11 protein-coding genes are annotated in these 12,078 nt (G+C 41.4%); 5 read left to right on the forward strand and 6 right to left on the reverse strand.

Features of this window, described 5'->3' with window-relative positions; genetic code table 11:
* Positions 1 to 50 precede the first annotated feature (50 nt).
* Positions 51 to 2,153 carry a YccS family putative transporter gene (yccS, locus tag O4M77_RS12650; RefSeq protein ID WP_323714107.1) on the forward strand — a complete coding sequence of 701 codons (2,103 nt, stop codon included), beginning with the start codon at positions 51 to 53 and terminating at the stop codon, positions 2,151 to 2,153.
* A gap of 127 nt (positions 2,154 to 2,280) precedes the next feature.
* Positions 2,281 to 2,577: a DUF3817 domain-containing protein gene (locus O4M77_RS12655; protein ID WP_004787034.1), complete on the forward strand. Its 297-nt coding sequence runs from the start codon at positions 2,281 to 2,283 to the stop codon at positions 2,575 to 2,577.
* Between the two features lie 94 nt (positions 2,578 to 2,671).
* Here the strand turns inward: O4M77_RS12655 and O4M77_RS12660 are convergent, their stop codons facing one another.
* The 3 genes from O4M77_RS12660 to O4M77_RS12670 all read right to left on the reverse strand — a co-directional run bounded on the left by O4M77_RS12660 (position 2,672) and on the right by O4M77_RS12670 (position 5,708).
* Positions 2,672 to 3,658, reverse strand: coding sequence for an IS110 family transposase (locus O4M77_RS12660; RefSeq protein WP_323713522.1), 987 nt, complete (start codon positions 3,656 to 3,658; stop codon positions 2,672 to 2,674).
* A 364-nt stretch (positions 3,659 to 4,022) separates the two neighbouring features.
* The gene (locus O4M77_RS12665) at positions 4,023 to 5,252 is read right to left on the reverse strand and encodes an MFS transporter (protein WP_323713523.1); all 1,230 of its coding nucleotides are present in this window, start codon (positions 5,250 to 5,252) and stop codon (positions 4,023 to 4,025) included.
* 102 nt (positions 5,253 to 5,354) lie between these two features.
* Positions 5,355 to 5,708, reverse strand: coding sequence for a hypothetical protein (locus tag O4M77_RS12670; protein ID WP_323713524.1), 354 nt, complete (start codon positions 5,706 to 5,708; stop codon positions 5,355 to 5,357).
* A gap of 77 nt (positions 5,709 to 5,785) precedes the next feature.
* Between O4M77_RS12670 and O4M77_RS12675 the strand changes: the two genes are divergently transcribed.
* On the forward strand, positions 5,786 to 6,754 hold the full coding sequence (locus O4M77_RS12675; protein WP_253105210.1) for an IS30 family transposase: 969 nt from the start codon (positions 5,786 to 5,788) through the stop codon (positions 6,752 to 6,754).
* On the opposite strand, the gene O4M77_RS12680 is transcribed toward O4M77_RS12675, so the two are convergent.
* The 3 genes from O4M77_RS12680 to O4M77_RS12690 form a co-directional block, all read right to left on the reverse strand.
* A complete protein-coding gene (locus O4M77_RS12680) occupies positions 6,745 to 7,461 on the reverse strand; it encodes a hypothetical protein (RefSeq protein ID WP_323713525.1) in 717 nt (238 codons plus the stop codon). The genes O4M77_RS12675 and O4M77_RS12680 overlap by 10 nt on opposite strands.
* Positions 7,462 to 7,539: 78 nt before the next feature.
* Complete coding sequence (locus O4M77_RS12685) at positions 7,540 to 7,917, reverse strand: hypothetical protein (protein WP_004787040.1); 378 nt, start codon at positions 7,915 to 7,917, stop codon at positions 7,540 to 7,542.
* A 150-nt stretch (positions 7,918 to 8,067) separates the two neighbouring features.
* Positions 8,068 to 9,477, reverse strand: coding sequence for an FAD-binding oxidoreductase (locus tag O4M77_RS12690; protein WP_323714108.1), 1,410 nt, complete (start codon positions 9,475 to 9,477; stop codon positions 8,068 to 8,070).
* Between the two features lie 354 nt (positions 9,478 to 9,831).
* On the opposite strand from O4M77_RS12690, the gene serA reads away from it, so the two are divergent.
* Positions 9,832 to 11,064 (forward strand): phosphoglycerate dehydrogenase, encoded by a 1,233-nt coding sequence (gene serA, locus O4M77_RS12695; RefSeq protein ID WP_005233651.1) that lies wholly within the window; start codon positions 9,832 to 9,834, stop codon positions 11,062 to 11,064.
* Positions 11,065 to 11,189: 125 nt separating this feature from the next.
* Entirely contained in the window at positions 11,190 to 12,056 is an 867-nt protein-coding gene (locus tag O4M77_RS12700; protein WP_180069801.1) for an EamA family transporter, read from the forward strand.
* Positions 12,057 to 12,078: the final 22 nt, after the last annotated feature.

Here is a 12,078-nt window from a genome sequence, read left to right on the forward strand (position 1 = left end):
TTCAGCACATACTTAAAAAAGCCCTGTTGCCTTTTCAGTCCAGTGCCTTGATGACTTACTGTTTGCAGATGTTCATTGTGCTTTCAGGAACGACTTTTGGTCTAAAGCTTCTCGGCTATGAGACTTTGATTGTTCCGGTCACTTTAGGGGCAATTGCTACTGCCCTGACCGATTTTGATGACCGTTTAAGTTTAAGGCTACGCAATCTGGGGCTGGTCATGCTGCTGTTTTTTGCAGTCAGTAGCATGCTGGAATTTCTGCATCCCTATAAAGTCTGGTTTGCACTCTGGCTATCACTTTCTAGTGCCGTATTTATCTTGATGGGGGCTTTAGGACAGCGTTATGCCACCATTTCTTTTGGCACTGTATTGCTGTCCATTTACACCATGTTTGGCTTGGGAGAATATGCGCACTGGTACGAACAGCCGCTGTATTTTGTAGTTGGTGTACTGTGGTATGGCCTGACTTCTATCCTATTTTATCTGATTCGTCCAACTTTACAGGTTCAGGAAAATCTGTCCATCAACCTACAACAGATGGCCGAACTGCTATCGACCAAAGCCAAATTATTTGATCCCGATAATCAGAATAATGTCGAACCGCTGCTTTATGAACTTTCCTTAAAAAATACCCAAGTCATTGAAAGCTTTAACCGCACCAAAGATTCTTTACTGACCCGACTCAAAGCCTCGCGCCCAAATCATAAAACTATTTACTGGCTGAATCTTTATTTTCTGACCCAGGATATCCATGAACAGGCGACTGCCAACTATCTGCATTACGAGCAGATTCACCAGCATTTTAGCCGTACCGATCTGATTTTTCGCATTCAGAAAAATATTCACTTGCAGGCGCTTGCCTGCCAGCAGTTGGCTGCTTGCGTATTGCGTAATGAAACTTATCAACTTCCTGAACAGCATCAACTGGCACTCAAAGCATTAGAAGCCTCCATGAGGGAGTGGATTGCGCAGCACCCCCAGAATATTGAGGTAAAAAACTTACAGCTCATTCTGAGCAATCTGCTGAGTGTGCATGAACAGCTGCAACATTTGCAGGATGGACAAGCCATTTACCGTCCGGATTATCCAAAGCATTTTGATGATTCCAGCCTGTTTGATGATGACCTGCGTGGACCTGCGGATTTCTGGCTGAAATTAAAACCCCATTTGGGACCGCAATCGGCGCTGTTTCGTCATGCGGTGCGGATCGCTTTGGTCTTTCTGGTCAGCTATGCAATTTCTCTATTGCCCTTTGCCAAAAATGGCTACTGGATATTGCTGACCAGTCTGTTTGTATGCCAGATCAGTTATTTCGCTACCAAAAGCCGTTTAAAACTGCGGACTTTGGGTACATTGCTCGGCGTCATTCTAGGAATTCCAATCCTGTATTTTGTGCCAAGTATTGAAGGCCAATTGCTGCTCACAGTTATTTTCGGTGTCGGCTTTTTCTATTTGCGCTCCAAGAAATATGCTATGGCCACATTGATGGCAACCTTGGTGGTACTGCTGATTTTTAATCTGAAAGGCGCAGGCTATGCTGTCATTCTGCCGAGAATTATCGATACCCTAATTGGCTGTCTGATTGCCTGGCTGGCGGTCAGTTGTATCTGGCCTGACTGGAATTTCCGTAATATTTCCAGCAATATCAAAAAATCCTCCCAAGCGACGCTGAACTATTTACTGGCTATTCTGGAGCAATATCAGCATGGCAAAAATAACAGCATTGCTTATCGGACAGCACGTCGTTTGGCCCACAATGCCCAGATTGACCTTTCCAATATGATTTCCAGTCTGAGTACCGAACCGAATCCAGATCCGGTGCTGATTCGCAATGCCTTCCGTTATCTGGTTTATAGCCACAGTCAGCTCAGTTATATTTCCGCATTGGGTAGCCATCGTGAACAGGTATCTGATCCGCAAATTCTGCAACTGCTTTCTGCCTGTCAGCAGACCTTAACCTCTGCCCTATCAAATCCTGAAAATGTACCGCAGCAGGACATTCAAGGCCAATTGGCAGAAATCCGGCAACTGAGTCAGCAGGAACATATTTCCACCCACCTGCTGCTGGTACTTAAACAGATCAGTCTTTTACTGGAAACCTTGCCTGAATTATTGTCTCTAAGACAGCAATTACTGGCAGTTGAAATCAAATAACCAAGCGGAGCACTAGGATATAAGTATTTAAAATAATTCATTTTATTCTATAAATTTCATTTTGCTTAAATCGGCAGATTGGGTACACTCAAGCCTGATTGAATAGAACATAGAAGAGTGAGTGCGCGTGAATATTAAAACTTTACGTCTGGTTGGATTGCTTGAAGGTATTTCATTTCTGCTGCTGTTATTTATTGCCATGCCGGTTAAGTACATGATGGATAACCCGATTCTGGTGAAATATATCGGCATGGGTCACGGTGTTCTTTTCGTGCTTTTTCTTGTAGTGTTATTTGCGGTATGTGAAAAACAGAAATGGTCTCTGAGTATGTTTATTTTGGGCTTGATCGCGTCGATTCTGCCGTTTGGACCATTTATCTTTGATATGAAATTAAAGAAGTTGGAGCAGCCGGCTGAAGCTTAACTTTTGGATTCTAATCATTATTAAATCAATAATGGATGTTTTCTCTCCTTTTAGGAGATGAGATACCGTCTTGGTAGTCAATCAGGTTTTGAGATTATTCGACCACTAAATAATCTCTTTGATAGGCAGTCTGATGTTTTAAAACGCCATAACACAGATGTATAAGCTTGCGCATTGCAGCACCTAAAGCACACATTTTATTTTTACCCTGGCTTAATAATCGTTGATATAAAGCTTCAATGTGTGGATTATATTTAATCGCTGTTAATGCCGACATATACAATACTGAACGTATTTTACTGTCACCTGCTTTTGATAAGTGACTTTGCTTGTTGACTGAACTGCCAGACAACTGATGTACTGGAACCAAACCTACATATGCAGCAGCTTGACTTGCTTTTTCAAACTTGTGCGAATGAAATAACCCCAACAGTAATAAGCCTGATCGTTCACCGATTGAAGGAATAGTTTGCAGTAATTTCAAATCCTGTTTCAATGTTGGATCTTGATCCATGTGATTATTTATTAACTTATCAATATGTTCAAGTTGCTGATTTAAATACTCAATATTCTCTTCAAGTAATTTAATCACAACAACGGAGGTATGAGTGGACTGCGCCTTTTCAAGTCGATTCTTTTCCTGCAATAGACTACCTAGATAGACATCTCGTCTGCCTAGTAAAGCTTTTAATAATCTGACATTTTCAGGTTCAGGCTGCCATATGATTAACTTTGCGGTGTAACCATAACGTGAAAGAGCTTCACTATCAGCTTTATCCGTTTTATTTAGCATGGACATGCCTTTGGCAAAGGCTCTTACTCGTGAAGGATTAGCCACACAAACCTTTACACCTGCATCATATAGATAATATCCCAAATTCTCGTGATAAACCGAAGTCGCTTCCATGATTGCTGTCACTTGATCAGGTTCAATTTTAAGAGTGATGAGCCATTTGAGCAGACTGCCAAAGCCACTTTCTGTATTAGTAAATATTTTATTTTTTCTTTTTCCAGTCAAACCTTGAGGGAAAATGCAACAATCTATTTTGGTTTTACTGACATCAATACCTAGCATAATCATGGTGATATTCCTTGAGTTTAAGCTATGATTTTTATCCCATTAACCATCATCTTACCTTGTGAATACAGCATCAAAGTGCTTAGTTACCGTTCAGAGTTGTATGAGGGATAAGGGCAAATTGTAGGTTTTATCTCAGGTTCAAATTTAAGATTTTAGCAGCACTCCAAACTCTACAATTTGCGTATAGTGGTAGCTAATCACTATATCAATCAAGATACAAGTAGCACTGCTGCGCAAAGGTAAGGTTATTTTATTAATATTTCCCTCTCTCTCCCATAGGGAGAGAGAACATTCAATACTTTTATTTGAGGCAAATAAAGTAAATAGCTTCATTCGATTAGATATTTAAGAGAAAGGAATTCTTTTAAAACTCCCCTCGCCATTTTCTTTCCAACATCACCTGTTTCAGCTGCATACGTGGCAAGCTAAACCACAGCGCAATTAAAATAAACGAGGCACCGCAATAAGCCCAAAGATCAAAAGCTTCATAAGCAATTCTGACCACTTCAATCACGATAAAGAAACTCAGCATCATCAAGATGGATACTGTTGCCGCAACCGTGCCTTTAGACACTTCAGATGACATCAGGGCAAAACGGTATAATACCGAGAAGCTGATCCCTTCACCCAGACTGATGCAAGTCGTACCGATAATCAGGCAATGCAGAAAATAATCCGAAATCAGCATTCCCACTAAAAGCAAAATGGTTCCAAACAACATCAATGGCACACCCAGCATCACTGTTTTACCGAGCGGCATCTTGTCGATAATTTTTAGCAGAATGATATTGCCCAGAATCAGGCCACCCAATACCGGAAACTGAGCCAGGCCATATTGCATGCTGCTCAAGCCTAGTTCTTCAACCAGAATCACGGGAGATAAGGCAATCCATAACATCAATGGCAAGCTCACCAGTGGCAATGCCATGGTCATAATCACAAAACGCTTATTTTTCAGGACCTGTTTAAAGTCATCGATAATATAGCTGAGTGGCTGTTTGGGAATACTGATATTCGGATTCGGCATCTTCGCTTTTAGTCCAAACCAGCTCAGAAATGCCAGACAGGCAATGCCGATAAAACCCCAGTGCCATGAGACATGGTCAATCATAAAGGCACCGACTACTGGCCCTAAAAGTGGTGCCAGCAAGGAGACATTGGCCATAAGTGCCATGACTTTAATGGCATCGCGTTCTTCAAAACTTTCCTGAATCGCGGCATAACCCACAGCAGCAATAAAGGACAAGCCAAAACCTTGTAAAAAGCGCAGGAACAGAAAGCTTTGAATATTCGGTGTGAGTAAAATCGCCAGACAGCAGATTACAAAAAAAGCTACGCCACCGAGCAGGACTTTTTTACGGCCTAATCGGTCTGATAAGGGTCCTAAAATTGCGGCAACAAATGCCCCACCTAACAGGAAAAAGGACATAGAAGATGGTGCCCAGGAACTGCTTACGCCAAAATCACGGGTAATGGCCAACATGGCCGGCTGGATCAGGTCATTACAGATATAGACGGAGAATTCAAACAGCACCAGTGCCAAAGGAAACATCAATGTGGCACGGGTCAGTTTGTGGGTTTGGGCATTTTGCATGGGAGTTGTTATTGCCAGTCTGTTCGTTAACAGCAGACCGAACTTTATCTAAAATAGAAAGAAATAATTTTAGCAGAGATCGGATTTAAAGTATTTTGAACTTTAACTACTCTCAACCGATTTCTTCATTTTTAAAGATTCAGCTAAAACTTTATTTGCCTCTGTCAGTAATTTGACTTGTTCCAACGAATTATCAGAATTTGAATCAGCTTTCGAATCGTTATAAAGTTCCTGTCCAAAGAAACGATCTGCTAAATGTTTCCGAAGTTCTAAACGATCCTCATCTTTAAATTCACGGGCATAAAGTGGGAAAGAAGCGAGTTCAGTTCCCAACATTCTGGCTTTATATGCCACTTTACGATGTTTAGAAGATTCACGAGCTAAGTACCAAGCAGGTGTAGTTAAGCTAAAAAGCATCAATGGGCAGAGTAAAACTTGAAGTGCGACATAAACCACCTAATTAATTTAAAGGGTTTATGGAGTATATAAAATTGTCATACCATCATCTTAACTTTGAAGATCGTACTGCATTAATGCTTGAGTCAAGAAAAGAAGGCTTTTCAGCCAGAAAATTTGCTGAACTCATTAAAAGACATCCTAGTACGATCTATCGTGAGCTTAAAAGAAATAGCATCAATGACGTTTATCAAGCTCAATATGCTTCTGATAACACCTTCGCTAGACGTAGACGCGGTCACAGAAAACTCAAAATCGACTCAATTCTCTGGAGATTTATTGTTGAAGCGATCCGTTGTTTATGGTCTCCTCAGCAAATAGCAAAGCGTTTAAAGACATTTCCTGATTTGGATCAAACAATGAATGTAAGCCATACAACGATTTATTCAACTATACGAGCATTACCAAAGGGTGAGTTGAAAAAAGACTTATTATCCTGTCTGCGTCATGAAAATAAAAAGCGAAAAGCTAACGGTGAACCTAAAAAAGATTCTATATTACAGGATATTAAAACTATTCATGAGCGCCCAGCCGAAGTTCAAGAAAGAAAAATACCGGGTCATTGGGAAGCCGATTTAATTAAAGGTAAAGACAATAAAAGTTCGATAGCAACACTTATTGAACGAAATACACGGCTCTGTATCTTGGCAACATTACCTGATGCAAAGGCAGAATCAGTGCGCAAGGCTTTAACTGAAGCTCTGAAATATTTACCTGCAGAACTACGTAAAACGTTGACCTATGACCGTGGACGTGAGATGTCAGAACATAAAATCCTCGAAGAAGATTTAGGCATAGATGTATATTTCTGTGACCCACATTCGCCATGGCAGAAAGGTACATGCGAAAATATGAATGGTTTAATTAGGCAATATTTACCTAAAGGGATTGATTTAAATCAGGCAGATCAGCATTATTTAAATCAAGTCGCCATGTCACTGAATACTCGTCCTAGAAAAGCGTTAGATTGGCTTACACCATTAGAGAAATTTGCTCAGCTTGTTGATTATCATAAGGCTTTTGAAACTGTCGCACCTCATGTTTGAATTCGCCATGTTTTGATTAGACTTTCCCAACCAAGTGGAATATGAATATAGGTACTATCTCTTAAATGATTCCAATTTTGGATAGAGATGTTAAGAAAACCCAATATCAATATTGTTCCAATAATTGCAAAAATACCTAAAGCCCAATTCCTATATTTGTCAGCAATCTTAATTTCATCACTATAAATATCTATATATAGTTGCCCTATCTGAGAATTACTATGCTCATCTATTAACTGATTATAAGCAAAATTTTTATTTTTTAGCTCTTCAATAATTCTATTGGCTTCATTTTGACTATTTATAACTATTTCATTCAGCTTAGAAATTTCATATTGCTGATTCTTTATATCTAAGCAACCTTTTTCTAATTTTTTATATTGTTCATCTATTTTTGCTCCCCAATCAAAAAGAGCTTTATTTCTTGAAATATACTCGTTAGTAATTTTAATTAAATCTGTTGCTCTACTCTCTAAAAATCCTATTATTTTTCTATCCTCTGTTTTTTCATAATCTTCTAGTAAGTCTAAAAACTGAAGAAATAACTCACCATGAATTACAAACATATTTGTATCAATACTTTTACTTTCTAATAAGTTCTTTAATACTACAAGAGCCTCAGGAACCATTTCTCTATTAAAAAGTTTTTGCAGCTCATCTATTATACTTGTAAAACATTTCGCTGATTCTATTTCGATATCGCTCACTTAATTGTCCCCCAAAAGCAAAAAAGCGCATCAATAAGATACGCTTTTAACGAAGTTTTGTTTAAAGATCAAACATTATTATGGACAGACTGCTTTCTGGAAAGTTTTGGTATTTGAACCGCGTACACACTGATAGAGCTTTTCAGTATTGTGCATTTTCCAGTTCTTCTCTTCTTTTCTAAAATGATAAATGGTCTGAATCGATCTCACCGAGTCATCCATCAAACCTGTTTCAGTTACTTTTACCTGTCCAACCGTCGGTGACTCAACACGATTAAAGAACTGACGTATCTCGACTGTTGCCAGTTCTTCACGCAGATCAGGCCTCATTTTAAGTACCTGATCCAAAGGTGTATCTGAAGAAGACTGCACTTTTGCAATCACTTTCTGGGTGGTTGTACAACCTGATGTCATCACACCCAGACCTAAAATTGTAACCGCCAATAACCGTAACATATTGTTTAACCCAGATTATCTTTATTATGCAGAAATTATCATGCCGGGCTTTTCAGCTTAACGCTATTTAGACTCTGTAAGTCCAGTTACAAAGCAATAAAAAAAGCGCACCTTTCGATGCGCTTTTGTAAATTTCTTAATTCGTTCAGATTAAAGGTCGAATAATTTACCTGGGTTCATGATGCCTTTTGGATCGAACACCTGTTTCAGAGCTTTCATATATTCGATTTCTTCAGCTGAACGGGTGTATTCAAGATAAGGTTTCTTGGTCATACCTACGCCATGTTCTGCAGAAATTGAACCATCATATTTTTTCACAGTATCAAACACGTACTTGTTCACGACTTGGCATTTCGCAAAGAATTCATCTTTGGTCAGGTCAGCCGGTTTCAAAATATTCAAGTGCAGGTTACCGTCACCAATATGACCAAACCAGCAGATTTCGAAGTCCGGGTAGTTCTCACTTACGATCGCATCAATTTCTTTAATAAATGCTGGTACATGAGTGATTAGTACGGAGATATCATTTTTGTACGGAATGAACGGTGCGATTGACTCAGAGATGTCTTCACGCAGACGCCATAAGCTATGAACCTGTTCCAGGCTTTGGCTCATCACGCCATCAAGCACCCAACCCTGCTCCATACAGTGTTCGAAGATTTCCATCGCCTTGTCCATAATCGGCTCAAACGGCGCTTCAAACTCAAGCAATACATAGAATGGACATTCAGTTTCAAATGGACGCTGTACGTGACCATTGGCCAATACTTTTTGCATCGCCAGCTCACCGAAGAACTCAAATGCAGTCAGGTCGATTTTTGCCTGGAAGGCATGTAATACTGGCATGATCGCATCAAAATCAGGTACACCCAGTACCAGCACTTGCAGGTCTTGTGGCTGACGTTCCAGCTTGATTTCTGCTTCAGTGACTAAACCTAAAGTACCTTCACCACCGATGAACAGGTGTTGTAGTGCATAACCGGTTGCGTTCTTAATCATGCCTTTGTTTAGACGCAGTACATCACCTTTACCAGTCACCACAGTCAGGCCAAGCACCCAGTTACGGGTCATGCCGTATTTGATCACTTTAATCCCGCCGGCATTGGTGCCGATGTTCCCGCCGATCTGGCTTGAACCAGAAGAGGCAAAATCAACCGGATAGTACATGCCCTGCTCTTCAGCATAGTTTTGCAGCTGTTCAGTCACCACACCTGCCTGTACGCGCACCATACGGTCTGCCGGGAAGAATTCCAGAATCTGGTTCATCTTGTCCATGCTTACCACAATCTCGCCATTCGCAGCGACAGCACCTGCAGAAAGACCAGTACGACCACCTGATGGAGTCACTGCAACATTGAACTGATTGGCAAGCTTCACAATTGCTTGAACCTGTTCAGTCGAAGATGGGAAAACGATGACCGATGGGTTTGGATCAAAGTGTTTGGTATGATCACGACCCCAATTCTGGAGGCTGTCCGCATCAGTTTTAATACGGTTTTCACCCACAATTGCAGTCAATTGGGTCAATAACTCTGGGGTTAAAGCGACTGGAGCATTCATCGTTTGCAGACCTAGCATGAATTAAACAAGAGAGACCTCGCCAGTTTATTTGTATATTTTTCAGGCATTAAAACCTGTATACAAAGCAGGCGAAACATGATGATTAAAGCACCAAAACTGGCAGCTTAAACAGCATGGCGCAATATTATAAGCTATTTTTAGGGCTTTCCCTTAAAAAATGACAATTTTGACAATATACCTTTGAAAATGATAGTTTAATTCAACCAGTTCTATCATTTTCACTACTATCACTTGCAAAAATAGCTGATATTGTAGTCATCAAGGAAATGTATAACCGCCCCATTCCTGTGCTATTATACGGCGACTAAATTTGGCCTTTGTAGCGGAGCCGTAATGAGCCAACATCTATCTCTACCTAAAGATAAAATCCGTTTTCTATTGTTAGAAGGCGTTCACCAGAACGCAATCGACACATTGAATGCAGCTGGATATACCAATATCGACTATCGCAAAACAGCGCTTGAGGGTGAAGCACTGAAAGAAGCGATTAAAGATGCACACTTCATTGGTATCCGTTCCCGTACTCAGCTTACTGAAGAAGTGTTTGAAGCTGCGAACAAACTGATCGCGGTAGGTTGTTTCTGTATCGGTACTAACCAGGTGAATCTGGATGCAGCAATGCGTCGCGGTATTCCGGTATTCAACGCACCATATTCAAATACACGTTCGGTTGCTGAACTTGTACTTGCTGAAGCGATTCTTCTGCTTCGCCGTGTACCTGAAAAATCTACAGATACACATGCAGGCGGCTGGAACAAATCTGCTGTAGGTTCGTTCGAAACTCGTGGTAAGACTTTAGGTATCGTTGGTTACGGTTCAATTGGTTCACAACTTTCTGTTCTTGCTGAAAGCCTGGGTATGAAAGTGATCTATTTCGACACAGTGACTAAATTACCATTAGGTAATGCACGTCAGGTCGGCACAATGGGCGAACTTCTTGCAAATGCTGATGTTGTTTCTATTCACGTTCCTGATGTTCCGTCTACACGTAACTTCATGACTAAAGAACAATTCGCGCAAATGAAAGAAGGCTCTATCTTCATCAATGCAGCACGTGGTACATGTGTGGTGATCGAAGATCTGGCTGAAGCATTGAAATCTGGCCATCTTGCGGGTGCTGCTGTTGACGTATTCCCTAAAGAGCCTAAAGCGAACGGTGAAGAATTTGTTTCTCCATTACGTAACATTCCAAATGTGATCCTGACTCCACACGTGGGCGGTTCTACTATGGAAGCTCAGGCGAACATCGGTCTGGAAGTTGCTGAGAAATTTGTAGCTTATTCAGATAAAGGTATGACGCTTTCTGCGGTGAACTTCCCAGAAATCGCGCTTCCATTAACTGAAGGCAAACACCGTCTGCTTCACATCCACAAAAACATTCCGGGTGTGCTGTCTAAGATCAACAACCTGTTTGCTGAACACGGCATCAACATCTCTGGTCAGACTTTAATGACCAAAGGCGATGTGGGTTACCTGGTGATGGATGTAGACGCAACTGCATCTCAAGAAGCACTCGATACTTTACACAACCTTGAAGGTACAATCCGCGTTCGCGTATTGTTCTAATTCAGGTTTTTAAAAAGCCACAGTCTTCGGGCTGTGGTTTTTTTATTGCTTAAAGGTTTTTATTTTTAAGCCTACTCAGCTGATGCTGCTCTTCCGCTCTTCGAGAAATCGAAACAAATTTAGTCATGCCAAATCTTAAAATTGCACCTATGGTGCAAGCGCCGCTGATTCTGCTGATCGCGATGATCAGCATGCAGAGCAGCGGCTCCTTTGCCAAATATCTGTTTGGCCAGTTCCCGATCCTGACCGTTTCTGCCATGCGCCTGCTATTGGGTGCATTGATTCTGGCGCTCATTTTTAAAGTCTGGCAGATCAATTTCCGCCAGGTCAGATGGCCAGCCATTATCAGCTATGGCTTGGCATTAGCTGGCATGAACATGCTGTTTTATCTGGCGATTGACCGATTGCCGATTGGGATCGCGGTCTCTTTTGAATTTATTGGTCCCTTAAGTGTTGCCCTGTTTTATGCCCGGCAGAAATTTGATTTTGTCTGGGTGGGATTGGCCATTCTGGGGCTGGTTCTGTTGTTTCCCTTTGATCAGGCTGCACAACCGCTTGATCCGATTGGCATCCTGTTTGCCTTAGGCGCGGGTTCCTGCTGGGCACTGTATATCGTGGCCGGACAAAAACCTTCGGGTGTATCAGGGAATCATACCGTGTGTCTGGGCATGTTCGTCGGCATGCTGGTGCTGATGCCGATTGCACTGTTCGCGGGAATGCCTGCTCATGTGTTTGAGCCAAGCAGCCTCATGTATTTTGTTATTTTGGCTGCACTTGCCAGTGCCTTACCCTTTACTTTGGAAATGATTGCACTGCGTAATTTAACCGCATTGAGTTTTGGCACTCTAATGAGCCTGGAACCTGCGGTTGCAGCACTCTCCGGTTTTGTATTCTTAGGCGAAACTTTATTGTGGACACAATGGCTGGCACTGGCCACCATTATCAGTGCGTCGATTGGCTGTACGGTGATGACACAAAGAAGAAAGCACTAAATAAAAAAGGCGCTCAAGCGCC

This window comes from Acinetobacter sp. YWS30-1 (genome assembly GCF_033558715.1).
Classification (GTDB): domain Bacteria; phylum Pseudomonadota; class Gammaproteobacteria; order Pseudomonadales; family Moraxellaceae; genus Acinetobacter.